At 67.8% G+C, this 23,940-nt stretch carries 22 protein-coding genes; 12 read left to right on the top strand and 10 right to left on the bottom strand.

All coding sequences use genetic code 11. The features are described 5' to 3' along the window. Positions 1-123: 123 nt before the first annotated feature. Positions 124-3,225: a transglycosylase domain-containing protein gene (locus tag G3N98_RS12985; protein WP_206148382.1), complete on the top strand. Its 3,102-nt coding sequence runs from the start codon at positions 124-126 to the stop codon at positions 3,223-3,225. A gap of 34 nt (positions 3,226-3,259) precedes the next feature. On the opposite strand, the gene G3N98_RS12980 is transcribed toward G3N98_RS12985, so the two are convergent. Then, complete coding sequence (locus G3N98_RS12980; protein ID WP_206148381.1) at positions 3,260-3,607, bottom strand: GFA family protein; 348 nt, start codon at positions 3,605-3,607, stop codon at positions 3,260-3,262. A 155-nt stretch (positions 3,608-3,762) separates the two neighbouring features. Here G3N98_RS12980 and G3N98_RS12975 point away from each other — a divergent pair, with 155 nt between their 5' ends. Beyond that, complete coding sequence (locus G3N98_RS12975) at positions 3,763-4,008, top strand: DUF1272 domain-containing protein (protein ID WP_039359973.1); 246 nt, start codon at positions 3,763-3,765, stop codon at positions 4,006-4,008. Between the two features lie 26 nt (positions 4,009-4,034). Here G3N98_RS12975 and G3N98_RS12970 read toward each other — a convergent pair whose 3' ends face one another. Further along, on the bottom strand, positions 4,035-4,718 hold the full coding sequence (locus G3N98_RS12970) for a FadR/GntR family transcriptional regulator (protein ID WP_089473510.1): 684 nt from the start codon (positions 4,716-4,718) through the stop codon (positions 4,035-4,037). Between the two features lie 163 nt (positions 4,719-4,881). On the opposite strand from G3N98_RS12970, the gene dgoD reads away from it, so the two are divergent. Continuing rightward, positions 4,882-6,030 (top strand): galactonate dehydratase, encoded by a 1,149-nt coding sequence (gene dgoD, locus G3N98_RS12965; RefSeq protein ID WP_089426266.1) that lies wholly within the window; start codon positions 4,882-4,884, stop codon positions 6,028-6,030. 153 nt (positions 6,031-6,183) lie between these two features. Here the strand turns inward: dgoD and G3N98_RS12960 are convergent, their stop codons facing one another. Further along, a complete protein-coding gene (locus G3N98_RS12960; protein WP_206148380.1) occupies positions 6,184-7,116 on the bottom strand; it encodes a CopD family protein in 933 nt (310 codons plus the stop codon). Between the two features lie 379 nt (positions 7,117-7,495). Between G3N98_RS12960 and G3N98_RS12955 the strand changes: the two genes are divergently transcribed. The 3 genes from G3N98_RS12955 (at position 7,496) to G3N98_RS12945 (ending at position 11,161) form a co-directional block, all read left to right on the top strand. Next, positions 7,496-8,260, top strand: a complete 765-nt coding sequence (locus tag G3N98_RS12955) for a c-type cytochrome (protein ID WP_046544481.1) — start codon at positions 7,496-7,498, stop codon at positions 8,258-8,260. Positions 8,261-8,279: 19 nt separating this feature from the next. Then, positions 8,280-9,578 carry a cytochrome c gene (locus G3N98_RS12950; RefSeq protein ID WP_089426268.1) on the top strand — a complete coding sequence of 433 codons (1,299 nt, stop codon included), beginning with the start codon at positions 8,280-8,282 and terminating at the stop codon, positions 9,576-9,578. Between the two features lie 134 nt (positions 9,579-9,712). Beyond that, positions 9,713-11,161: a DEAD/DEAH box helicase gene (locus G3N98_RS12945; RefSeq protein ID WP_089426269.1), complete on the top strand. Its 1,449-nt coding sequence runs from the start codon at positions 9,713-9,715 to the stop codon at positions 11,159-11,161. Here G3N98_RS12945 and G3N98_RS12940 read toward each other — a convergent pair. The 3 genes from G3N98_RS12940 to G3N98_RS12930 all read right to left on the bottom strand — a co-directional run bounded on the left by G3N98_RS12940 (position 11,155) and on the right by G3N98_RS12930 (position 14,527). Further along, on the bottom strand, positions 11,155-11,661 hold the full coding sequence (locus G3N98_RS12940) for a hypothetical protein (protein WP_206148379.1): 507 nt from the start codon (positions 11,659-11,661) through the stop codon (positions 11,155-11,157). The two genes, G3N98_RS12945 and G3N98_RS12940, sit on opposite strands and share 7 nt — an antisense overlap. A gap of 70 nt (positions 11,662-11,731) precedes the next feature. Continuing rightward, on the bottom strand, positions 11,732-12,559 hold the full coding sequence (locus G3N98_RS12935; protein WP_039360322.1) for a ferritin-like domain-containing protein: 828 nt from the start codon (positions 12,557-12,559) through the stop codon (positions 11,732-11,734). 327 nt (positions 12,560-12,886) lie between these two features. Then, entirely contained in the window at positions 12,887-14,527 is a 1,641-nt protein-coding gene (locus G3N98_RS12930; protein ID WP_206148378.1) for a gamma-glutamyltransferase family protein, read from the bottom strand. 223 nt (positions 14,528-14,750) lie between these two features. Here G3N98_RS12930 and G3N98_RS12925 point away from each other — a divergent pair, with 223 nt between their 5' ends. Beyond that, the gene (locus G3N98_RS12925) at positions 14,751-15,530 is read left to right on the top strand and encodes a DeoR/GlpR family DNA-binding transcription regulator (protein ID WP_089473513.1); all 780 of its coding nucleotides are present in this window, start codon (positions 14,751-14,753) and stop codon (positions 15,528-15,530) included. A gap of 303 nt (positions 15,531-15,833) precedes the next feature. Further along, entirely contained in the window at positions 15,834-16,031 is a 198-nt protein-coding gene (locus G3N98_RS12920; protein ID WP_011353109.1) for a hypothetical protein, read from the top strand. A 91-nt stretch (positions 16,032-16,122) separates the two neighbouring features. Here the strand turns inward: G3N98_RS12920 and G3N98_RS12915 are convergent, their stop codons facing one another. Further along, a complete protein-coding gene (locus tag G3N98_RS12915) occupies positions 16,123-16,491 on the bottom strand; it encodes a hypothetical protein (RefSeq protein ID WP_206148377.1) in 369 nt (122 codons plus the stop codon). Between the two features lie 162 nt (positions 16,492-16,653). Here G3N98_RS12915 and glpD point away from each other — a divergent pair, with 162 nt between their 5' ends. From glpD to G3N98_RS12900, 3 genes are all read left to right on the top strand, one after another. Further along, positions 16,654-18,177, top strand: coding sequence for a glycerol-3-phosphate dehydrogenase (gene glpD / locus G3N98_RS12910; RefSeq protein WP_089431660.1), 1,524 nt, complete (start codon positions 16,654-16,656; stop codon positions 18,175-18,177). 106 nt (positions 18,178-18,283) lie between these two features. Continuing rightward, positions 18,284-19,786, top strand: coding sequence for a glycerol kinase GlpK (gene glpK / locus G3N98_RS12905; protein ID WP_089431661.1), 1,503 nt, complete (start codon positions 18,284-18,286; stop codon positions 19,784-19,786). Between the two features lie 81 nt (positions 19,787-19,867). Then, positions 19,868-20,584, top strand: a complete 717-nt coding sequence (locus G3N98_RS12900; RefSeq protein WP_006484467.1) for an MIP/aquaporin family protein — start codon at positions 19,868-19,870, stop codon at positions 20,582-20,584. Positions 20,585-20,664: 80 nt separating this feature from the next. Here G3N98_RS12900 and G3N98_RS12895 read toward each other — a convergent pair whose 3' ends face one another. From G3N98_RS12895 to G3N98_RS12885, 3 genes are read right to left on the bottom strand one after another with little or no spacing between them, the layout of a single operon-like run. After that, positions 20,665-21,915, bottom strand: a complete 1,251-nt coding sequence (locus G3N98_RS12895; RefSeq protein WP_206148376.1) for an FAD-dependent oxidoreductase — start codon at positions 21,913-21,915, stop codon at positions 20,665-20,667. A gap of 4 nt (positions 21,916-21,919) precedes the next feature. After that, positions 21,920-22,228, bottom strand: coding sequence for a non-heme iron oxygenase ferredoxin subunit (locus G3N98_RS12890; protein WP_089495585.1), 309 nt, complete (start codon positions 22,226-22,228; stop codon positions 21,920-21,922). Between the two features lie 36 nt (positions 22,229-22,264). Next, positions 22,265-23,347, bottom strand: a complete 1,083-nt coding sequence (locus G3N98_RS12885; protein WP_206148375.1) for a fatty acid desaturase family protein — start codon at positions 23,345-23,347, stop codon at positions 22,265-22,267. A 172-nt stretch (positions 23,348-23,519) separates the two neighbouring features. Here G3N98_RS12885 and G3N98_RS12880 point away from each other — a divergent pair. Next, on the top strand, positions 23,520-23,940 hold a 421-nt coding region (locus tag G3N98_RS12880), incomplete at its 3' end, for a LacI family DNA-binding transcriptional regulator (protein WP_206148374.1).

Below are 23,940 nucleotides of genomic sequence, written 5' to 3'. Positions count from 1 at the left end.
CGCAGGCATGCGCGTTGCGTCGACGCATCTCGGTAGTGAACGTCCTTGGCAGCCCGCTGCGGAGGACTACACTAATCCTTAATGGGGTGCGGCCGGAGCCCGCGCCTTCAGGGAGACGCCGCCATGAATCGGCCGCTGAATCGTATCCTGCCGCGCGTGACCGGTCCCGCATCGGTCTGGACGTGGGTCAAGTGGTCTTTGCTGGCCGCGCTGCTGATCGCCGTGGCGATCATTGCGCGACTCGTGCAGAGCGAGATCGAAACGTCCCGGTTGCAGGCGCACTACCTGTCCGAGCTCACCCGCGATGTCGGCTACACGGTCGAGACGGGCCCGAGCGATCACATCCGCTTCCCCGCGAACGGCCCCTACGACCAGCGCCTCGGCTACGCGATGATTCCGGCGTTCCAGGAGCGGCTGCTCTCGCGCGGCTTCGTCGTCAGCAAGCAGGCGCGCGATTCGCAGCGAATGCTGTCGCTCGGCGAGCGCGGATTGTTCCTCCCGTTTGAAGAAAAGGACCAGGCGGGCCTGATGCTGTTCGACTCGACCGGCGCGCCGCTGTTCGCGACCGTGTTCCCGCAGCGCGTCTACGCCGACTTCGATCTGGTGCCGCGCGTGGTGGCCGACTCGCTGCTGTTCATCGAGGATCGCTACCTGCTCGATGCGAACGAACCGAACCGCAACCCGGCGATCGACTGGGGGCGCTTCGGCCGCGCGGTCGCCGACCAGGCGCTGCACGTCGTCAACCGCCATCAGGCGCGCCCGGGCGGCAGCACGCTCGCGACGCAGATCGAGAAGTTCCGCCATTCGCCCGAGGGCCGCACCGCGACGCCGCCCGAGAAGTTGCGGCAGATCGCGTCCGCGTCGGTGCGCGCGTACCTGAACGGCCCGCAGACGATGCTCGCACGCCGCACCATCGTCGTGCGCTACCTGAACTCGGTGCCGCTCGCCGCACGGCCGCATATCGGCGAAATCACCGGCATCGGCGACGGTCTCGCCGCGTGGTACGGCCGCGACTTCAACGACGTGAACCGGATCCTGTCCGCGCCGACGACCGGCGACAACGTCGACGAGCAAGGCAAGACGTTCCGCGAGGTGCTGTCGCTGATCATCGCGCAGCGCGCGCCGTCGTACTTTCTCAACCGCGGCTACCCGGCGCTGCAGAAGCTGACCGACAGCTACCTGCGGCTGCTGTCGAACGGCGGCGTGATCTCGCCCGCGCTGCGCGACGCCGCGCTTGCCGCGCAGATCGAACGCAGCGCGCCGCCGGCCGCCGCGCACGTGCAGTCGTTCGTGTCGCGCAAGGCCGTGACGTCCGCGCGCGCGTCGCTGCTGTCGGCGCTCGGCATCAGCGACCTGTACCAGCTCGACCAGTTCGACCTGCAGGCAACCAGCACGCTCGACAACGGCGTGCAGCAGGCGGTCGCCGAACGGCTCGCGCAGGCGTCGACGCGCGACGGGGCGCAGAAGGCCGGCCTGTACGGTTTCGAGATGCTCGCGCCGAAGGACGACCCGTCGCACCTCACGTACAGCTTCACGCTGTATGAACACCGTAACGGCGCGAACCTGCTGCGCGTGCAGACCGACAGCGTGAACGAGCCGTTCGACGTGAATCGCGGCGGCCGCATCAACCTCGGCTCGACCGCGAAGCTGCGCACGCTGATCACGTACCTGCAGATCGTGTCCGACCTGCATGCGCGCTACGCGAACCTGTCGAACGCGGAGCTGGCGCGCGTGAAGCCCGACCCGATCGACGGGCTGTCGCGCTGGGCGCTCGACTACCTGTCGCATACGCGCGACCGCTCGCTGCAGGCGATGCTCGACGCGGCCGTCGAACGCAAGTATTCGGCGAGCCCGGACGTGTTCTACACGGGCGGCGGCGCGCAGGTGTTCTCGAACTTCGAGAAGTCGGACAACGGCCGCATCCTGACGCTGCACAAGGCGTTCGAGCATTCAGTCAACCTCGTGTTCGTGCGGCTGATGCGCGACATCGTCCACTACGAGACGCTGCAGGCGGCCGGCCCGTCATCATCGTGGCTCGGCGATCCGGAGCAGCGCCGGCATTACCTGCAGCAGTTCGTCGACGGCGAAAGCCAGGTCTACGTGAAGCGCTACTACACGCGCTATGCGGGCAAGGCGCCCGACGACGCGCTCGCGCTGATGCTGAAGGACGTGCGCAAATCGCCGCCGAAGATCGCGACGGTGCTGCGCAGCGTCGCACCGAACGAATCGCTCGCGTGGTTCGATGCGCAGATGCGCGTGCAACTGAAGGGCACGCCGGCCGCGACGCTGTCCGACGACGATCTCGCCAGGCTCTACGCGAAGTACGCGATCGACCGCTTCAACCTCAACGATCGCGGCTATATCGCGAGCGTGCATCCGCTCGCGCTCTGGACGCTCAACTACCTGCGCGCGCACCCGGCAGCGTCGCTCGCCGATGTCCAGCGCGAGAGCCGCGACGCGCGTTTCTACACGTACTCGTGGCTGTACAAGACGCGCTACCACGCGACCCAGGACCGCCGCATCCGCCGCATGGTCGAGCTGCGCGCGTACGCTGAAATCACGAAGTCGTGGCGCGCGCTCGGCTACCCGTTCGCGGAAGTCACGCCGTCGTACGCGGCCGCGATCGGCGCATCGGGCGACCAGCCCGACGCACTCGCGAAACTGATCGGCCTGATCGCGAACGGCGGCCAGAAGGCGCCGACCGAGACGATCACGCGGCTCGACTTCGCGAAGGGCACGCCGTACGAAACGCGCTTCGTGCGCGCGGCCGCCCAGCCGCAGCCGATGCTGTCGCCGGAGATCGTCAACGTGGCGCACACGCTGCTGCGCGACGTCGTGCTCAACGGCACCGCGCGCCGCCTCGCGGGCGGCTTCACGCTGCCCGACGGCAAGACGCTCGACGTGTACGGCAAGACGGGGACGGGCGACCAGCGCTTCAACGTCTATGCGCGCGGCGCGCGGCTGATCGAGTCGCGCAAGGTGAACCGCAGCGGCACCTTCGTGTTCGTGCTCGGCGACCGGTTCTTCGGGGTCCTGACCGCAACGGCGCACGAGCCGTATGCGGCACGCTACGACTTCACGAGCGCGATGGCCGTGCAGTTGCTGAAGTCGATGGCGCCGGCGCTCGCGCCGCTGATCGAACGCCCGGCCGGCGCACGCACCGCGGGCCCCGCCCCGCAGGCGGAAACGCCCGCGCCGGGCGCCGCGACCGCGCAACCGTCCTGACGGCCGTGCGTCCGTTCATGCGCCGGCGCGCCGCTCAATGCGAGCGGCCGTCGTAGTGCGTGACCGGCAGCGCGTCGATATCGACATCGTCGAGACAGCGCACGTTGATCGCAGCCATCGCGGTGCCGTTCGGGTGGACGCCCTCGCCGAACGTGTGAATCCCGCAGCGCTTGCAGAAGCGGTGCTGGATCACGTGCTTGTTGAACGTGTAGGTGGCGAGATGGTCGTCGGGCGTGAGGAGCGTCATGTGGTCACGCGGCACGAACCACATCAGCGCGCCCTTGCGCCGGCAGATCGAGCAGTTGCACGCCATCACGCCCTGCAGGTCGCCTTCCGCCTCGAACTTCACGTCACCGCAGTGACAGCTTCCGCGATAAAGCATGGTCGTCTCCCGGTGCGGCCCGTGCGCATCGACGGCGCCCCGGCGGAACACCGTTGGCCGGGCCGATCCAAGCGGGTACAGTAGCGCGCACATGCGCCGCACGCAATGTCCGTGCGGCGCCCGTCCCGACCCTGTCCAAACCAAGGAAAACCGTCATGCTCGAACTGCGCCCCGGCTGCGAATGCTGCGACAAGGACCTGCCGCCCGATTCGGCCGATGCACGCATCTGTACGTTCGAATGCACGTTCTGCGCGACCTGCGCCGACGACGTGCTGAAGGGCCGCTGCCCGAACTGCGGCGGCGACCTGGTCGCGCGCCCGCGGCGGCCGGCGAGCCTGCTCGCGAAGTACCCGGCGTCCACCGAACGCATCCACAAGCCGGGCGGCTGCGCGAACGCCTGACGGCGCCGCACTGCCCCGCCCTCCCGTCACGACATCTCGATCCGTGCGCGCGTCACCGCGAGCAGCGCGGCCATCGCGCGGCGCGCACCGTCCTCGTCGCGCACGCGGATCGCGTCGCTGACGGCCATGTGCTCGGCGAGCGACGCGTTGTATACGTCCGCGCGGCGCGCATTCAGCTGCAGTTGCGCCTCGAGCGTGCGATCGATCAGCGTGCCGAGCGGCACCAGCAGTTCGTTGCCGCCGGCCTCGAGCACGCTCAGGTGAAAGCGCAGGTCGGCGCGCACCCATTCGTCGACGTTGCGCGCGACGGCCATCGCGCGCGCCGCGCCGTCGATCGCGTCGAACGTCTCCGGCGTATGCATGCGCGCGGCAAGCGCGGCCGCGTACGGCTCGACCATCTCGCGCATCTCCTGCAGCTTCAGCGCGAACGCGATCGGCGGCGCGACACGCGCGTACCAGTCGAGCAGGTCGGCGTCGAGCAGGTTCCAGACGCCGCGCGGCCGCACGCGCGTGCCGATCTTCGGCCGCGACTCGACGAGCCCCTTCGACGTGAGGGTACGCAGCGCCTCGCGCATCACCGTGCGGCTCACGCCGTACATCACCATCAGGTCGGGTTCCCTCGGCAGCAGCGACTCGGGCGGGTAGTCGCCGCGCAGGATCGCCGTGGCGAGCCGGAAGGCCGTTTGTCCATGCAGGTCGCGTCGAATGATCGTTCTCCGTTATGCGAGTACCCGGGCGTGCCGGCTGCCCACTATCTGCACAATAGTGCTATTAATACTATTTTTTATCGGGCTGCGCTAGGATAACCGCGAAAGCACGCGACCGTGCGCCGCGCCCGACTGCCCGCGCCGGTCAACCCTGGAGACTCGCACCGTGAAAATCACCCGCCTCGAAACCTTCGTCGTCCCGCCGCGCTGGCTGTTCCTCAAGATCGAAACCGACGAGGGCATCGTCGGCTGGGGCGAGCCGATCGTCGAAGGCCGCGCGCACACCGTCGAGGCTGCCGTGCAGGAGCTGGCCGACTACCTCGTCGGCCGCGATCCGCTGCTGATCGAGGATCACTGGCAGGTGATGTACCGTGCGGGCTTCTACCGCGGCGGCCCGATCACGATGAGCGCGATCGCGGGCGTCGACCAGGCGCTGTGGGACATCAAGGGCAAGCATCACGGCGTGCCCGTGCACGCGCTGCTCGGCGGCCAGGTGCGCGATCGCATCAAGGTGTATTCGTGGATCGGCGGCGACCGGCCGAGCGACGTCGCGAACAATGCGCGCGCGGTGGTCGAGCGCGGCTTCAAGGCCGTGAAGATGAATGGCTCCGAGGAGCTGCAGATCGTCGACACCTACGACAAGGTCGAGCAGGTGATCGCGAACGTCGCGGCGGTGCGCGACGCGGTCGGCCCGCACGTCGGGATCGGCGTCGACTTCCACGGCCGCGTGCACAAGCCGATGGCGAAGGTGCTCGCGAAGGAGCTCGATCCGTACAAGCTGATGTTCATCGAGGAGCCGGTGCTGTCGGAGAACGCCGAGGCGCTGCGCGACATCGTCAACCAGACCAACACACCGATCGCGCTCGGCGAGCGGCTCTACTCGCGCTGGGATTTCAAGCACATCCTCGCGGGCGGCTACGTCGACATCATCCAGCCCGACGCATCGCACGCGGGCGGCATCACCGAGTGCCGCAAGATCGCGACGCTCGCGGAGAGCTACGACGTCGCGCTCGCGCTGCACTGCCCGCTTGGGCCCATTGCGCTCGCCGCGTGCCTGCAGCTCGACGCGGTCAGCTACAACGCATTCATCCAGGAGCAGAGCCTCGGCATCCACTACAACCAGGGCAACGACCTGCTCGACTACCTGCGCAACCCCGAGGTGTTCCGCTACGAGGACGGCTTCGTCGCGATCCCGCAGGGCCCGGGGCTCGGCATCGACGTGAACGAGGAGAAGGTGCGCGAGATGGCGAAGACGGGGCACCGCTGGCGCAACCCGGTGTGGCGTCACGAGGACGGCAGCGTCGCCGAGTGGTGAGCGCGATGCGCGGCGTGCGGCTTCGACCCGCGCGGCAAGTATCGATTCGAGAACGGCTGCCCGACGGGCAGCCGTTTTTGCATGCGCAGTGCGGTGCCCGGCACGTGCGGGTGCGCGACGGCGGCCTTGCGCCGCGCCGCGCGCGCCCTGCCGTCAGCCGATCGCCGCGAACCCCGGCACGCTGAACGACAGCACGGCGGCTGCGACGAAGACGCCGATCATCGTCAGCGCCTCGAGATGCAGGATGTTGCGGAACGTGTGTGCATCCTCGGTCGACGCGGTGCGGCGCAGGCGCGGCAGCGCCGCGAAGCGGTTCAGGCCGCCGAGCACGAGCGCGAGCGCGACGAGCAGCAGCTTCAGCAGCAACACGCGCCCCCACGTGCTGCCGTCGAGCGGCGCGAGCGAACCGCCAAGGCCGCGGATCGCATTGAGCGCGCCGGTGCCGAGTACGAAGACGACCGCGATGATCGACGTGCGCGACAGATGCTGGCCGATGCGGATCAGCGCGCCGCGCGCGACCGACGACCCGAGCGCCGGCAGCACCGCGAGCCCGCCCGCGAGCACGAGGCCACCCCACACGGCCGTCGCGAGCAGGTGCAGCGTCTGCACGCCGACCGCCGCGGACAGCGCACCCGTATCGGCCGCATGGCCGAGCGACGCCTTGCCGGCCGCGACCACGATCACCGCGAGCCACAGCACCGCGTGCGCGGCCGGGCCCTCCGGCTTCGCCAGCGCGACGATCGCGAGCACCACGGCGCCGGCGAACGCGACGCTCCACGCGAAGCCCGTATGCGTCTGCATCAGCATCACGGGAATCGCGGCGAACGCGCCGCCGAGCCCCGCCCCGCTCATCGTCGCGGCCTCGTAGACGAGCCAGCCGAGCTCCGCGAGCACCAGCGCCAGCGTCGCCGCGACCAGCGAATGTTGCGCGCGCAGCCACGCGGAATGCGACGGCGCGACGACCGGACGCGCACCGTCCTTGCCAAGCCATGCCTTGAGCAGCGCCGAGCCGACCGCCATCGCGAACGCCGCGTCCATCAGCGCCGCGAGCGCGACCTGACCGATCCACAAGCTGTCGAACTTCATCGCGTACACCCTCCCGACAGCGGCAGGCCGGCGAGGTGGCAGCAACGGGATGGACAGCGTGAGGAAGGCAACGGCACGGTAGAAAACGTCATCGATGAATCCGGAAACGGGAGAAATGACTGGACCTGCGGCGGAGGCGGCGCCGCGCGACCCGCGAGTGTACGGTCTTCGATGGTGAAAACGCACGCCGGTTCACACCGCCACGTCGCAATGCGCGTCAAATTGTCGCAAGTCGCAAACGGACAGGAACCGATGTCCTTTTGCCAAATAGCCGTCATTACCCATCGATGATAGAATGCCGCGTCGCAGCAGCCCGGCTGCCCTGCCGTCATGCGCCGAGCCGATCGTAGCCCGGACAACAGGTCCCCGTCGAATAAACATGGAGTCTCGTGTGTCTTCAAGACGCCTCTTCCGTCCGCTGCTCGCCGTACTGATGTTCGGCAGCGCGGGCCTTATGAGCGCTGCCCAAGCGCAGACCAAGCCCACGGAGCAAGCGCACGCCCAGCAGGCGCCGCTCAAGGCACCCGATACCATGGCCGAGCGTGTGCGCGGCTGTACGGCCTGCCATGGCGTCCACGGCCAGGGCACGGACAACGACTACTTCCCGCGTCTTGCCGGCAAGCCGGCCGAGTACCTGTACAACCAGCTCGTCAACTTCCGTGACGGCCGGCGCAAGTACCCGCCGATGAACTACCTGCTGACGTACCTGAACGACGACTACCTGCGTGAAATGGCCGAGCATTTCTCGGCCGAACGCCCGCCGTACCCGGCGCCGGCGAAGCCGACGCTGCCGGCCGCGACGCTCGCGCGCGGCAAGCAGCTCGTCACGCAAGGCGACCCGTCCCGCAAGCTGCCGGCCTGCGTGGCCTGCCACGGCGCGACGCTGACCGGCATGCAGCCGGCGATCCCGGGCCTGGTCGGCCTGCACGCCGACTACCTGAGCGCGCAGATCGGTGCATGGCGTTCGGGCAACCGTCACGCGAAGGCACCTGACTGCATGCATGAAGTCGCGTCGAAGCTTTCCGACGAAGACGTGACGGCCGTGACCGCATGGCTTGCCGCGCAACCGGCGCCCGCCAACCCCGTGCCGGCTCCGGCGCGTTCGATGAAGACTCCGCTCGCCTGCGGCAGCGAACCGCAATAAGGCAAGGGAGACAGACACAATGAAACGCAAGTCCCTGTTTGCACTCTCGGCCGTCGCGATCGTCGCGGCTGCCGCTCTCGTGCCGGTCCTGTGGCCGGGCAACGACACGCTGCACGGCGCTTCCGCCGTCGCGGCCACGCCGGCCGACCAGGCCGCGCTGATCAAGAAGGGCGAATACCTCGCGCGCGTCGGCGACTGTATCGCGTGCCACACCGTGCGCGGCGGCAAGTCGTTCGCGGGCGGCCTGCCGATGGCGACGCCGTTCGGCACGATGTACACGCCGAACATCACGCCGGACGACAAGGATGGCATCGGCAAGTGGACGTCGGATGACTTCTACCGCGCGATGCACACCGGTCGTTCGAAGGACGGCAGCCTGCTCTACCCGGGCTTCCCGTTCGCGAGCTACACGAAGGTCACGCGTGCGGATTCGGACGCGATCTACGCGTACCTGCGTTCGGTCGCGCCGGTGTCGGTGCCCAGCCGTCCGCATGAACTGAAGTTCCCGTTCAACAACCGCAACCTGCTGATCGGCTGGCGCACGCTGTTCTTCAAGGAAGGCGAATACAAGCCGGATCCGACCAAGTCGGTCGAATGGAACCGCGGCGCGTACCTCGTCGAAGGCCTCGGCCACTGCTCGATGTGCCACACGTCGATCAACATGATGGGCGGCCCGGTGACGGGCTCGGCATTCGCCGGCGGCCTGATCCCGCTGCAGAACTGGTATGCGCCGTCGCTGACGAACGACAAGGAACTCGGCCTCGGCGACTGGCACGTGCAGGAGCTGTCCGACCTGCTGCAGGCCGGCGTGTCGCAGAAGGGCGCGGTGTTCGGCCCGATGGCGGACGTGGTCCACAACAGCCTGCAGTACATGACCGACGAAGATACGCGCGCAATGTCGACGTACCTGAAGTCGATCCCGCAGAAGGCTGAAGCGCCGAAGAACATGCAGTACGAGCCGTCGAAGCAGTTCGGCAACGCGCTGTTCGACCAGGGCAAGAAGATCTACGCGGACAACTGCGCGACCTGCCACGCCGAAAACGGCGCGGGCAAGCCGCCGGCGTATCCGCCGCTCGCGGGCAACCACTCGATCATGATGGAATCGGCCGTCAACCCGATCCGCATGGTGCTGAACGGTGGCTATCCGCCGAGCACGTTCAAGAATCCGCGTCCGTACGGGATGCCGCCGTTCGCCCAGTCGCTGTCGAACCAGGAAGTTGCGGCGGTCGTCACGTATATCCGGGTATCGTGGGGCAACAACGGTACGCCGATCTCGCCGCAACAGGTGAGCGACCTGCGTTCCGCGCCGCTCGACTAAGAAGCGGCTGACACACACGGGGCGCGGCTGCGGGAAACCGCGGCCGCGCCCTTTTGCATTTTGCATTTTGCGATGTCACCTCCCGCGCGGGCCGCGCGCGACGTCGCCGATCATAAAACTGAAGAGTGGTATCTATGTCTTTCGAATCTCTCGGCTTGGCCGAACCGCTGGTCAAGGCGGTCAACGAGCTCGGCTACACGTCGCCGACTCCGATCCAGCAACAGGCGATCCCGGCCGTCCTCGGCGGCGGCGACCTGCTCGCCGGCGCGCAGACGGGCACCGGCAAGACCGCCGGCTTCACGCTGCCGATCCTGCAACGCCTGCATACGTTCTACGCGGAACATCGCGGCGCGAAGCGCGCGGTGCGCGCGCTGATCCTCACGCCGACGCGCGAACTCGCCGCCCAGGTCGAGGAAAGCGTCCGTGCGTACAGCAAGTACCTGAAGCTGCGTTCGACCGTGATGTTCGGCGGCGTCAGCATCAATCCGCAGATCGATGCGCTCAAGCGCGGCGTCGACATCGTCGTCGCGACGCCGGGCCGCCTGCTCGATCACATGCAGCAGAAGACGATCGACCTGTCGGACCTCGACATCCTCGTGCTCGACGAAGCCGACCGGATGCTCGACATGGGCTTCATTCACGACATCAAGCGCGTGCTCGCGAAGCTGCCGCCGCAGCGCCAGAACCTGCTGTTCTCGGCCACCTTCTCCGACGAGATCAAGGCGCTCGCCGACAGCCTGCTCGACTCGCCCGCGCTGATCGAGGTCGCACGCCGCAACACGACCGCCGAAAGCGTCGCGCAGAAGATCCACCCGGTCGACCGCGACCGCAAGCGCGAACTGCTCACGCACCTGATCCGCGAACACAACTGGTTCCAGGTGCTCGTGTTCACGCGCACGAAGCACGGCGCGAACCGGCTCGCCGAGCAACTGACGAAGGACGGCATCAGCGCGATGGCGATCCACGGCAACAAGAGCCAGTCGGCCCGCACGCGCGCGCTGGCGGAGTTCAAGAACAGCACGCTGCAGGTGCTCGTCGCGACCGATATCGCCGCGCGCGGGATCGACATCGACCAGCTGCCGCACGTCGTCAACTTCGACCTGCCGAACGTGCCGGAAGACTACGTGCACCGGATCGGCCGCACGGGCCGCGCGGGTGCGACCGGCGAAGCCGTGTCGCTCGTGTGCGTCGACGAGAAGCAGCTGCTGCGCGACATCGAGCGGCTGATCAAGCGCGAGATTCCGCAGGAAGTGATCGCGGGCTTCGAACCCGATCCGAACGCGAAGCCGGAGCCGATCCAGCAGCGCCGCGGGCAGCAACAGCCGCGCGGCGGTGGCGGCGGCGGTGGCAATCGCCAGCCGCGCGCAGGCGGCTCAGGCCAGCCGGCCGCGAAACGCGACGGCAATGCGCAACCGAAGGCTACCCAGCAGAAGGCCGCGAAGCCGCGCACGCAAGGGCAAGGCGGCGCCGGCGGCAACGGCGGGCGTCCGGCCGGTGGCGGCAACAGCGCGCGCCCGGCGAACGGCAATGCCGCGCACGCGAACCGCAACCGCTCGTCGCGCAGCGGCCAGCGCGGTCACTGAAGCCGTGCGGCTGCGCGCCGCAGGTGCTCGACCTGGCGTTGCCAGCGCGCGAGCACCTCGGTGCGCTCCCCTTCCAGCGTGAACGTGACACCTGTCGCGAGACGCGCATAGCCGACCCGCTGCGCATCGCCGTGCGCGATCGTCGCAGCGAATCCGGCCAGTCCGCCGAAATCTCCTTCGAGCGGTGCCATCCTCAATTGCGCCTGAAAGAACGCGCCGTCCGCGACCAGCGTCAACGCGGCCGACCGCCGTTGCACGATCGCGCGCGCCGCACGCGATTGCGGCCAGAGCGCCAGCAGCAGCGTGCGCGCATCGTGTGCATAGATTTCGCCGACGCCGAGCAGCGTCGTGCGCAACTGGCCATCGTCGGTCGCAACGATCAGCGACGCGGCGAAATCGGCATGACGCTCGAGCGCGGTACCGTCGAACAACGAGACGACGGCCGGCGGCCACGCATCGAACGTCCATTGTTCGAGCGCGTGGCGATGGGTATCGGTCATGATGGCGTGGCCCCGGTGGATAAGCGGATGAAGAGCCGCAGCATACGCGCGTCGGGCCGCGCCGGGGCGCTCAGCGCAGGAACACGTGCCGCGTGATCTTCGTGAGCGGATAGTGGACGCCCGGCTGGATCTTCGCGGGCAGGTCGAGCGGCTTGAGCAGCATCTTCACGCACATGTCGGCCGACAGGTTGCGCCGCACGAGCGTGCTGATGCGCGCGGCGCGTTCGCGGTTGTACTGGCTGTCGCCGACACGATCCGGATAGCGCACCGCGAACACGTGGCGCAGCGCGATCTCCGAATCCTCGTTCTTGATTTCCATCACGCGGCGCGCCAGCGCGCCGAGCACCGCAAGGCGGCCATTGCCTTCGACCTGGTTGTACTTCTTGAAGAACTTGAAGAAGTGCTTGTAGTGGCGCACTTCGTCGGTGCGGATGTTGTCGGTGATTTCCTTCAGCACGGGCTCGTCCGAGCACTCGTTGATCGCGCGATAGAGCGTGGCCGTGCCCGTCTCGACGACGCAGCGCGCGACCATCTCGAGCGCGCGGGTCTTCTCGAACGCCTCGACCTTGCAGGTCTGCGAATACTCGGCGAAGAAGTTCGCGAACGCGGTATCCCAGTCGAACTCCGGCCACACGTGCGCGATGTACGCCTTCAGCGCGCGCCCGTGCTGCAATTCTTCGTGCTCCCATGCATTGTTGAGCCATGCGGAGACTTCCGGATCGTCGTTGAAGAACTGGCTCAGGTTGCTCGTGTAGAGATCCGAGCCGCTTTCGATGAACGACGACGCGCACAGCAGCAGCAACAGATCCTCGTTCGCGGCGGCACGTTGACGATCGATCCGGTTCAGGTCGATGTCCTCGATTCGCCACGGCATCACATGCGTCGTTTTGGTGTCCATGGTGGTGCGCTCCCAGTCGTCGCGCGGGGGCCGGCCCATGCCTTCGGCACAGGCGCCGGCCATCCCGCAGGCGGCGTTTTACTTGCGTTTATAGTGGATTGGTCCGGCCGAACCATGCTGGCATCTTAGCCGGACTTTGATGTTCATGCTTCAAAGCACTGACCATACCCGACAAGCGCAGTTCCACGGCGTCTGTTGCCGTTCGTTAGACGAGTCCTTCAAACCGCTTGCGCCCGCGCGGTGATACGGCTTGCCGCAAACGAAACGGGCGGCCATTCGGCCGCCCGCGAAGCACACGACATGCCGGCGAAAGCCGCCGGGAATCCGTCAGAAACCGGCCGCCAGACCGTCGCGCCGGCTGTCGCTCGCGGCCACGTAGCCACGCTCGCGATCGTCGCGATCGAGACGCCAGATGAACTGCCCCGAACCGAAATCCATGTAAGGATCGTCGATCGACTTGATCGTATGGCCGCGTGCGGCCAGCCCATCGACGGTCGCGCGATGCATCGTTGCCTCGACGTCGAGCGTGAAGTCGCGGTTGACCTTCCAGCGCGGCGCATCACAGGCCGCCTGCGGTTGCTGCCCGTAGCCGAGCATCCGCACGACGGTCTGCAGGTGCCCTTGCGGCTGCATGTCGCCGCCCATCACGCCGAAGCTCATCACGGCCTCGGTCCGGCCTTCGACCTCCTCGGTGACGAACGCCGGGATGATCGTGTGGAACGGCCGCTTGCCGCCCGCGACGACGTTCGGCGAAGCCGGATCCATCGAGAAGCCGTGCCCGCGATTCTGCAGCGCGATGCCGGTGCCGGGCACGACGAGCCCCGAGCCGAAGCCCATGTAGTTCGACTGAATGAAGCTCACCATCATCCCGCGCTCGTCGGCCGCCGACAGGTAGATCGTGCCGCCCGAATGCGGCCGGCCGGCGGCGAAGTGCGTCGCGCGCGCGGGGTCGATCAGTTTCGCGCGCTCGGCGAGATACGCGTCGTCGAGCATCTGCTCGGGCGTGACTTCCATCGCGCGCGGATCGGCGACGTAGCGATAGACATCGGCGAACGCGAGCTTCATCGCCTCGATCTGCAGATGCTGCGAGTCGACCGAATCGATTGACCACTCGGTCACGCCCGCGTGCTCGGCAATCCCGAGCGCGATCAGCGCGGCGATGCCCTGCCCGTTCGGCGGAATCTCGTGGATCGTGTGACGGCCGAAGCGCTTGCCGAGCGGCTCGACCCATTCGGGCCGGTAAGCCTGCAGGTCGGCTGCGGCCAGCGCGCCCCCGCCTTCGCGGGAGAACGCGGCGATGCGCTCGGCGAGCGCCCCCTCGTAGAACGCGCGCGCACCTTCCTTCTGCAGCGTGCGCAACGTCTGCGCATGGCCCGGCAGGCACACGCGCTCGCCCACCTGCGGTGCGCGGCCATGCGGCATGAAGGTGTCCGCGAAACCCGGCAACCCCTTGAGTTCCGGCACCGCGGCCGCCCACTTGTGCGCGACGATCGGCGGCACCGCATAGCCGCGCTCCGCGATCTCGATCGCCGGTTCGAGCAGGTCCGCGAACGGCAGCGAACCGAACTTCGCATGCAGCGCTTCCCAGCCCGCGATCACGCCCGGCACGGTGACGGTGTCCCAGCCGCGCGTCGGCTTGTTCGCGATGCCGTTGCCCGCCTCGCCGTGGCGCTGGCGGAAATAGTCGACGTTCCATGCGGCCGGCGCGACGCCCGACGCGTTCAGCCCGGACAGCCGCTCGCCGTCCCACACGAGCGCGAACGCATCGCCGCCGAGCCCGCACGACACGGGCTCGACGACCGTGATCGCGGCCGCGGCGGCCAGCGCCGCGTCGACCGCGTTGCCGCCCTTCCACAGCATCCGCAGCCCCGCCTGCGCGGCGAGCGGGTGCGACGTCGACACGACGTTGCGCGCGAACACCGGAATGCGGGTCGTCGGATACGGGTTGTGCCAGTTGAAGCCAGTCATCGGTTCCACCTCGTCGAAAGCTGAATGATCGCGCCGGCCGCGCCCTCGCGAGCGCGCGGCAATCCGCCATTGCAGCGCGATCGGCTCAATCGCACAAATTCATTTGTCACATGAATCCATGCAATCTCCGCATGAATATCAGGCAACCCTGCGGGCCGGGCCGGCCTAACGCCGTTGCCGCCCTTACAATACCCGCTCCGTCTCACGACACGACCATCGAGCCATGACCCGAGATCCCCGCCTCACCCTCAACGCGCGCCAGCAGGAATTGCTCGAATGGGTGCAGCGCGACGGCTTCGTGACCGTCGACGATCTCGCCGCGCACTTCGGGGTGACGCCGCAGACGATCCGCCGCGACGTGAACTGGCTGGCGGACCTGAACCTGCTGCGCCGCTACCACGGCGGCGCGAGCCTGCCGACCAGCTCGGAGAACGTGTCGTACACCGCGCGCCAGCGGATGTTCCACGACGAGAAGCGGCGCATCGCGGCGCTCGCGGCGTCGCACATCCCCGACCAGGCGTCGCTGTTCATCAACCTCGGCACGACCACCGAGGAAGTCGCACGCGCGCTGAACCGCCACCACGGGCTGCACGTGATCACGAACAACCTGAACGTCGCGTCGATGATGAGCGGCTACCCCGACTGCGAGGTGCTGATCACGGGCGGCATCGTGCGGCCGTGGGACAAGGGGATCGTCGGCGAACTCGCGATCGACTTCATCCGCCAGTTCAAGGTCGACTACGCGATCATCGGCACGTCGGCGATCGAGGCCGACGGCACGCTGCGCGACTTCGACACGCGCGAGGTGCGCGTGGCCGAGGCGATCATGCAGCATGCGCGCACCGTCTATCTCGTGACCGACCATTCGAAGGTCGGCCGTCCCGCGCTGGTGCGCCAGGGCCACCTGAGCCAGGTGCACGCGCTCTTCACCGACAAGCCGCTGCCGCCCGAGATGGCCGACACCGTGGCGGCCGCCGGCACCCAGGTGTACGTCGCCGAGTGACGATTCCGATGCTGCACCGCACCCGAAACTTCAAGTGAAATCAAGAAGTTGGCGTCGCGAGCAAACCGCTTGCGCGTAGCCCGGCTGTCAAACGGAAAATTAACGGGGCCCGATTTGTCGTTGCCCGCGCGCTCGACTAGACTCCAGTTCCCCGGCCCATTTCGACCGTTCCGCCTGTGCCAGGGCGCGGACGAATGGCATGGCCGGCGAATACAGCTTTCCCCCCAAGCCATACCCCGATGGGTATCGCGCGTCGGCCCGTGCGCCGGCCGCGCGGGCTGACTGGTCGCCATGGAGAGAACGATGCTGAGTCCGCATGAATTCGCCACGCTATTGCTTGTGAAGGACGCTCCCGATCAAACCCACATGGATCGGGACGAAATCGACGCACTGCTCGAACAGCAGCTCGTCCGTCTGGAAGGACTCGGTTCGGGGCGCAAATACTGCGTGACCGAAACCGGCGACGCCGCGCTGCGATCCATCAAGTACCGCTATTCGTAAAACCACACCGTTCCTGACCTGACCGCGCCGCCCGGATGCCGGGCCGCGCGGCCATTCCCGCTTCCCGCCCACCGCCCCGCCGCAGCCTGCTTCAGCCGCCGCGCAGCGTCGGATCGACCGCCGCCCGCCAGCTGATGGCCTGTGCACGCGCGCCGTTGAAATACGCGATCCAGCCGGCACGCGCCGCCGCGTCCGGTGCCGCATAGTGCGTCGAAAGTTCGTTTACGAACGCACAATAGTTCGCATCGGTCAGCCCGCGATATCGCTTCGCCACGTACGCGTCATACAGCGTCGCGTAGACCGGCTGCGCGTCCGCGCCCCAGTCCCGCGCCGTGCCTCCGCATGACGTCTGCAGGTCGACGAACGACGGCGTGCGCCAGTTGCCGGCGAGCGGCGGCATCCCGGCAGTGCACCCCGCCAGAAGGACGGCGCATACGCCGGCCCACATCCCAATACGCATGATTCACCTCGTGAAACGGTCGATTTCGCCAGTATCGTCCGGGATCGCGCCGCGCGCTACTGGCCCCGCTTTATCGAACTTTACTTTTTCGATTTCGTTCGTTAAATTTCGAATTCGAACATTTTCTGTTCAACCCTTTCCCTCAGACGATAAGGACAGCAGGTGACCCAACCGAATCGCTACGATCTGCTCGTCGTCGGCGGCGGCATCAACGGCGCGGGCATCGCGCGCGATGCGGCCGGCCGCGGCCTGTCGGTCATGCTCTGCGAGCAGGACGATCTCGCGTCGCACACGTCGTCGTCCAGCACGAAGCTGATTCACGGCGGCCTGCGCTACCTCGAGTACAACGAGTTCGGGCTCGTGCGCAAGGCGCTGCAGGAGCGCGAGACGCTGCTGCGCGCGGCGCCGCACATCATGTGGCCGCTGCGCTTCGTGATGCCGCACATGCCGAACCTGCGTCCGGCCTGGCTGATCCGCATCGGCCTGTTCCTTTACGATCACCTCGCGAAACGCGAGCTGCTGCCCGGCTCGCGCGGCATCGACATGCGCCGCCATGCGGCCGGCGCGCCGCTGATCGATTCGATCAAGCGCGGCTTCGTCTATTCGGACGGCTGGGTCGACGACGCGCGCCTCGTCGTGCTGAACGCGATGGATGCGAAGGAGCGCGGCGCCCAGATCCTGACGCGCACGAAGCTGGTGTCCGCCGAACGCCGCGGCGACGAATGGGAAGCGCGACTGCAGCACGCCGACGGCTCGATCCGCGTCGTGCATGCCCGCGCGATCGCGAACGCGGCCGGCCCGTGGGTCGGCGACGTGCTGAAAGGCGCGCTCGGCCGCGGTGCGCACCACAGCGTGCGGCTCGTGAAGGGCAGCCACATCATCACGCGCCGCCTGTTCGATCACGACCACGCGTACATCTTCCAGAACCCGGACAAGCGGATCATCTTCGCGATTCCGTACGAGCACGATTTCACGCTGATCGGCACGACCGACGTCGAATACACGAACGATCCCGCGAAGGTCGCGATCGATCGCGACGAGACGCAGTACCTGTGCGATTCGATCAACCGCTACTTCAAGCGCAAGATCTCGCCGGCCGACGTGCACTGGACCTACTCGGGCGTGCGCCCGCTGCTGGAAGACGAAAACGCCGCGAACGCATCGGCCGTCACGCGCGACTACCGCCTCGAGCTGGACGACGGTGCGGGCGCCCCGCTGCTGTCGGTGTTCGGCGGCAAGATCACGACGTTCCGCAAGCTCGCGGAAGAAGCCGGCGACATGCTGTGCCGCGCACTCGGCCGCGACGCGAAGACCTGGACGGCCGGCGTCGCGCTGCCGGGCGGCGACATCGCGAACGCGAAGTTCGACGCATTCGCCGATACGTTCGCCAAACGCCATGCGTGGCTGCCCGCCGCGCTCGCCCGCCGCTATGCCCGTGCATACGGCACGCGCGCGGAACGCGTGATCGACGGCGCGAAGTCGCTCGCCGATCTCGGCACCGAAATCGCACCGGGCATCTACGACGCCGAACTGCGCTACCTGCGCGACGCCGAATGGGCGACCTGCGCGCAGGACGTGCTGTGGCGCCGCTCGAAGCTCGGCCTGCACGTCGCGCCCGGCACGCTCGACGCGGTGACCGCCGCGGTCGACGCGTGGTTCGCCGCCGCGCACGCGCCGCACGCCTGACCGGAATGCAGTTGCAGTTGCTTGACCGACGTTGACTCACCGACGCGCCGCCCCACATGCGGCGCGCATCACAACTAAGCCAAATCCACGGATGGAGATGAGAGACATGCAGGATCAGTACATCCTCGCGCTTGACCAGGGCACCACGAGTTCCCGCGCGATGCTGTTCGATCGCCAGGGCAATATCGTTTCGATCGCCCAGAAGGAATTCGAGCAGATCTACCCGCAACCCGGCTGGGTCGAGCACGATCCGCAGGAAATCTGGTCGACGCAAGCCGGCGTCGCCGCCGAAGCCGTCACGCGCACGGGCCTGAACGGCACGTCGATCGCCGCGATCGGCATCACCAACCAGCGCGAAACCACGATCGTCTGGGATCGCGAGACGGGCCAGCCCGTCTACAACGCGATCGTCTGGCAGGATCGCCGCACGGCCGACTTCTGCGATTCGCTGAAGGCACAAGGCTTCGAGGCGAAGGTGCGCGCGAAGACCGGCCTGCCGATCGATTCGTACTTCTCCGGGACCAAGATCCGCTGGATTCTCGACAACGTGCCGGGCGCACGCGAGAAGGCGAAGCAGGGCAAGCTCGCGTTCGGCACCGTCGACAGCTGGCTCGTGTGGAACTTCACGAAGCACGAGCTGCACGTGACCGACGTGACGAACGCGTCGCGCACGATGCTGTTCAACATCCACACGCGCGAGTGGGACAACGAACTGCTCGACATGCTCGACATCCCGCGCAGCATGCTGCCGGAAGTGAAGGCATCGTCGGAAATCTACGGCCACACGAAGACCACCGTGTTCGCATCGAAGATCCCCCTCGCGGGCATCGCGGGCGATCAGCACGCGGCGCTGTTCGGCCAGATGTGCACGACGTCGGGCATGGTGAAGAACACCTACGGCACCGGCTGCTTCCTGATGATGAACACCGGCGACAAGCCGATCGAGTCGAAGAACAACCTCGTCACGACGATCGCCTGGCAGATCGGCGACGACGTGCAGTACGCGCTCGAAGGCAGCATCTTCATCGCGGGCGCGGTGGTGCAGTGGCTGCGCGACGGCGTCGGCATCATCAAGTCGGCCGCTGAAATCGAAGCGCTCGCCGCGAGCGTGCCGCACACCGACGGCGTCTACCTGGTGCCCGCGTTCGCCGGCCTCGGCGCACCGCACTGGAACGCGCGGGCGCGCGGCTCGGTGTTCGGCGTCACGCGCGGCACGACCTCCGCGCACCTCGCACGTGCGGCGCTCGATTCGATCGCGTACCAGTCGCTCGACGTGCTGGCCGCGATGGAAGCCGATTCGGGCATCAGCATCGGCGAGCTGCGCGTGGACGGCGGCGCGAGCGCGAACGACCTGCTGATGCAGTTCCAGGCGGACCTGCTCGGCGTCGACGCGGTGCGTCCGCAGATCACCGAGACGACCGCGCTTGGCGCGGCCTACCTCGCGGGCCTCGCGATCGGGTACTGGAAGAACCTCGACGAAGTGCGCGACCAGTGGCAGCTCGATCGCCGCTTCTCGCCGTCGATGCCGAAGGAGCACGTCGAACGCTGCATGTCGGGCTGGCAGCGTGCGGTGCGTGCCGCGAAGGCATGGGCCGACGACGCGCAGTAACCGTCAGGCATCCGGACGAAATACAACAACACCGGCGGACCGCGCTCTGCGCGAGTCCGCCGTGATTCAAGAGAGACAAACATGTCACCTTATATTGCGGAATTCATCGGCACAGCGATCCTCGTGCTGCTCGGCAACGGCGCGGTCGCCAACGTGCTGCTTGCAAAGACCAAGGGCAAAGGCGCGGACCTGATCGTGATCGTGATGGGCTGGGCGATGGCCGTGTTCGTCGCCGTCTACGTGACCGCATCGTTCAGCGGCGCGCACCTGAACCCGATCGTCACCATCAGTCTCGCGCTCGCGGGCAAGTTCGCGTGGTCGAAAGTCGGCGGCTACGTCCTCGCGCAGATGCTCGGCGGGATGGCCGGCGCGCTGCTCGTGTGGCTCGCCTATCGCCAGCACTTCGCGAAGGAAGCCGATGCGGACCTGAAGCTCGCGGTGTTCTGCACGGCGCCCGCGATCCGCAGCGTCACGCACAACGTGCTGACCGAAGCGATCTGCACGTTCGTGCTGATCCTCGGCGTGCTGTACCTCGCGTCGCCGCAAGTCGGCCTCGGCGCGCTCGACGCACTGCCCGTCGGCCTGCTCGTGCTCGGCATCGGCATCTCGCTCGGCGGCCCGACCGGCTATGCGATGAGCCCCGCGCGCGACCTGTCGCCGCGCATCATGCACGCGCTGCTGCCGATCCCCGGCAAGCGCGACAGCGACTGGCGCTATGCATGGGTGCCCGTCGTCGGTCCGCTGCTCGGCGGCGCCGCGGCGGCCGGCCTGTACCTGCACCTGCACACGACGATCTGATCGTCGCTTGACCGAAACGCGCGGCGATCCTCGCCGCGCGTTTTACGCTCCTTCCCTCGCGCTTCGCCGCTTCGTTTTCGCTACCGGTCATCCTCGGCCGAGACCAGCGACTTCAGCTTCACCCCCGTATCCGCGACAGCCGACGGGCTCACGTCGATCCCGCGCTCGACCAGCATTCTCGCCACCCGCATGTCCTTGACGAACCCCGACGCGCGGCCGAAACCGCTTGCAGCGACGAGCCGCGCTCCGGCGTCGAAATGGAAATGGATTTCCGCGTCGTCGACGAGCACGCGCGCGACCGATCGCTCGCCAAGCGCCGGCTCACCGGCCACCTGCAACTGCGCGTCGTATTGATCCGACCAGAACCACGGTGTCTCGCGATATGGCTCGTCGGCGCCGAGCATGTTGCGCGCGGCAACGCGTGCCTGGGTCTCGGCGCCGTGCCACGTCTCCTGCCGGACGGGCCGGCCCGACAACGCACTCGGGAACACCGCCACGTCGCCCGCTGCGTAGATGCCGCGCGCCGACGTCTCGAGCCGCTCGTTCACGACGATGCCGCGCTCGACGGCGAGGCCCGCCTCACGCGCCAGCTCGTCGGCCGGCTCGATGCCGATGCCGGCGACGACCGTGTCGGCGATCAGCGTGTCGCCGTCGTCGAGCATGACGGCCAGCGCGCCGCCCGTCGTTCGCTCGATTGCAACCGGCTTCCGCTTCACGCGAATGGCCACGCCCTGCCGTTCGTGAAGCGCGTGCACGCGCGCCGCGATCGCTTCCGGCACCGCACGCCCGAGCAGGCGCGGCGCCGCATCGAGCACCGTCACGCGGCACCCGCGCAGTCGCGCCGACGCCGCGACTTCGAGGCCGATGAAACCGCCGCCGATCAGCACGACCCGTGCATCGGGCACGAGCCGCGTGCCGAGCGCCGCCGCATCGTCGAGCGTGCGCAATGCAAACACGCCGTCTAACCTCGCACCTGGAATCGTCAAGCGACGCGCGCGGCCGCCGGTCGCGAGCAGCAGCGCGTCGTAGCCGACCACGCTGCCATCTGACAGGCGCACTTCGCGTGCGCCCGGATCGATGCGCTCGACCGTCGCGACGACGGGCTCGATGCGATCGGCCGCCCACGCTTCCGGATCGCGCAGCCGGCACTGCGCCGCGCTGCGTTCGCCGGTCAGCACGCCCTTCGACAACGGCGGCCGCTCGTACGGCAGGTGCGCCTCCGCGCCGATCAGCACGATCCGCCCGCCCCAGCCTGATTCGCGCAGCACCTGCGCCGCGCGGCCACCCGCGTGGCCCGCACCGACGATCGCCATCACCCGGTCGTTCGTCATCGCGTCACACCTCGATCAGGATGCGGCCGTCTTCGATCTTCGCGCGGTACGTGCGCAGCTTCTCGCAGGCGGGCGCGGACAGCGGCCGGCCGTCGCGCACGTCGAAGCGCCCGTTGTGCTTCGGGCATTCGATCACGTGGTCGATCACGAGCCCGTCCGCGAGATGTACTTGCTCGTGCGTGCACAGGCCGTCGCTCGCATAGACTTCGCCGTCGATGCGGTAGATCGCGTACGTGTGGCCGGCATGGTCGAAGCGCGCGACGTCTTCGTCATCGATGTCGTCGAGCGCGCCGGTGTCGATCCATTGCGTCATGTTGCATGTCTCCTGGGTTGGAAGCGTCGATGTCGGTCACGCGCGCGCGGCATCCGGCACGGGCCGCACGACGTAATCGGTCGGGTCGCGCGTCTGCCGGACCAGCGCCGGCACGATCTCCGCATACGCGGCCAGCGTGCTGCGGTACGGCGGCGGCATGTCGGCCTTCACCGCCTCGTGCAGCTTCGGCAGCGCGTGGAACGGCACCATCGGGAACATGTGGTGCTCGACGTGGTAGTTCATGTTCCAGTACAGGAAGCGGAACACCGGATTCATCATCACGGTCCGGCAGTTGCGCCGGTGATCGAGCACGTTCTCGGGCATGCCCGCATGCTGCGTGAGGCCGAAATACAGGTACAGCCACGCGCCGTAGAGGCTCGGCAGCCCGATGTAGAGCAGCGGCAGGATCGTGTGCCAGTAGAGTGAAGCACCGGTCACGAGCGCGTACACCGCGAGATGGATGCGAGACTCGCGCACCACCTTCGGCCGCTCCGATTCGGGCACGTAGGTGCACTCCTCGTCGTCGAGCCGGCCGGTGAAGGCAGTCGCGATCATCTTGCGCAGCTCGCCGGCCACGTGCTTCAGCGCGACGATGTTCAGCGCGAGCGAGGCCCAGTCGGTCGGCTTCGGTGCGGCGATTTCCGGATCGCGCCCGACGACCAGCGTATCGGTGTGGTGACGTGCATGGCTCCAGCGCCACGCCGTCGCGCGGCGGAACACCTGGAACGACGCGACCTGGTACAGCACGTCGTTCATCCAGCGCGTGCGGAACGCGGTGCCGTGCCCGCATTCGTGCCAGCGCGAGTCGGCCGGGCTGCAGTAGAGCGTGCCGTACACGAAGAACGCAGGGATCGCCCACGCCGAATGTGCGCGCCACGCCAGCCATGCGAGCCCCCCGCTGATCGCGATCGCCGCGTACCAGATCAGCGTGTCGCGGATCGCGCGCGCGTCGCCGCGCTGCATCAGCTGCTTCATCAGCGGCCGCGGCACCGGGCATCGGTACCACTCCGCGTTGGCGAGCCCGGCCGCCTGCGCGCGCTCGCCGGCGCCGCCGATCATCCGGTATGCCTGACGGCGCGCCACCGTGCGGTCGTGCGCCTGGTCGTCGATATGAGCCACGTGCGTCTCCTGGATTCCTTGTTCGTAGGAAGCGCGGCAAGCGCTTCGGCATGGAATCAAAATTAGGCCCGCGGCCTCCCCCGCTCAATCGAAACGTTGACGAAATTTCGCCATCGCTTTAGCGTTCCCCGCATCGCCACGTCTCGATGGCGACCCCACGATGGAGACAACCATGGCAGGCGAATCCGGGCCGCGCTGGCGCAAGCGCACCGCACGCTTCGACGAGATCGCGGCGCTTGCCGGCGTCAGCACGACCACCGTCGACCGCGTGCTGAACGAGCGCGGCAGCGTCTCGGCGCAGGCGCGCGAGCGTGTGGTGGCGGCCGCGCGGCAGCTCGGCGTGCCGCGCCAGCTGCCCGACACGCGACACGGGTTGCTCCACGTCGACGTACTGCTGCCGGATACCGACGCGGCTTTCTTCAAGCGGCTGCAGCTGGCGCTGCAGCGCTCGCTGCAGATGCTCGATCGGCGCGTGGTCGTGCACCGGACGATCCTGCCCGCCGCCGACGACGAGCGGGCCGCCGCGCTGATCGAACGGCCCGCCTACCGGCGCGCGGCGCTGATCGTCACGGCGCGCGACACGAGCCGCGTGA

The organism is Burkholderia sp. Tr-20390, assembly GCF_017104595.1.
GTDB lineage: Bacteria > Pseudomonadota > Gammaproteobacteria > Burkholderiales > Burkholderiaceae > Burkholderia.
The sequence above is the reverse complement of the archived record's forward strand: the minus strand, read 5'-3'. Positions and strand labels throughout refer to the sequence as shown.

What these genes read in the sequence shown, in the direction of transcription:
- G3N98_RS12985 (WP_206148382.1), top strand. Translation starts at nt 124, where the DNA reads ATGAATCGGCCGCTGAATCGTATCCTGCCGCGCGTGACCGGTCCCGCA.
- G3N98_RS12980 (WP_206148381.1), bottom strand. Translation starts at nt 3,607, where the DNA reads ATGCTTTATCGCGGAAGCTGTCACTGCGGTGACGTGAAGTTCGAGGCG.
- G3N98_RS12975 (WP_039359973.1), top strand. Translation starts at nt 3,763, where the DNA reads ATGCTCGAACTGCGCCCCGGCTGCGAATGCTGCGACAAGGACCTGCCG.
- G3N98_RS12960 (WP_206148380.1), bottom strand. Translation starts at nt 7,116, where the DNA reads ATGAAGTTCGACAGCTTGTGGATCGGTCAGGTCGCGCTCGCGGCGCTG.
- G3N98_RS12955 (WP_046544481.1), top strand. Translation starts at nt 7,496, where the DNA reads ATGGAGTCTCGTGTGTCTTCAAGACGCCTCTTCCGTCCGCTGCTCGCC.
- G3N98_RS12950 (WP_089426268.1), top strand. Translation starts at nt 8,280, where the DNA reads ATGAAACGCAAGTCCCTGTTTGCACTCTCGGCCGTCGCGATCGTCGCG.
- G3N98_RS12945 (WP_089426269.1), top strand. Translation starts at nt 9,713, where the DNA reads ATGTCTTTCGAATCTCTCGGCTTGGCCGAACCGCTGGTCAAGGCGGTC.
- G3N98_RS12940 (WP_206148379.1), bottom strand. Translation starts at nt 11,661, where the DNA reads ATGACCGATACCCATCGCCACGCGCTCGAACAATGGACGTTCGATGCG.
- G3N98_RS12935 (WP_039360322.1), bottom strand. Translation starts at nt 12,559, where the DNA reads ATGGACACCAAAACGACGCATGTGATGCCGTGGCGAATCGAGGACATC.
- G3N98_RS12930 (WP_206148378.1), bottom strand. Translation starts at nt 14,527, where the DNA reads ATGACTGGCTTCAACTGGCACAACCCGTATCCGACGACCCGCATTCCG.
- G3N98_RS12925 (WP_089473513.1), top strand. Translation starts at nt 14,751, where the DNA reads ATGACCCGAGATCCCCGCCTCACCCTCAACGCGCGCCAGCAGGAATTG.
- G3N98_RS12920 (WP_011353109.1), top strand. Translation starts at nt 15,834, where the DNA reads ATGCTGAGTCCGCATGAATTCGCCACGCTATTGCTTGTGAAGGACGCT.
- G3N98_RS12915 (WP_206148377.1), bottom strand. Translation starts at nt 16,491, where the DNA reads ATGCGTATTGGGATGTGGGCCGGCGTATGCGCCGTCCTTCTGGCGGGG.
- glpK (WP_089431661.1), top strand. Translation starts at nt 18,284, where the DNA reads ATGCAGGATCAGTACATCCTCGCGCTTGACCAGGGCACCACGAGTTCC.
- G3N98_RS12900 (WP_006484467.1), top strand. Translation starts at nt 19,868, where the DNA reads ATGTCACCTTATATTGCGGAATTCATCGGCACAGCGATCCTCGTGCTG.
- G3N98_RS12895 (WP_206148376.1), bottom strand. Translation starts at nt 21,915, where the DNA reads ATGACGAACGACCGGGTGATGGCGATCGTCGGTGCGGGCCACGCGGGT.
- G3N98_RS12890 (WP_089495585.1), bottom strand. Translation starts at nt 22,228, where the DNA reads ATGACGCAATGGATCGACACCGGCGCGCTCGACGACATCGATGACGAA.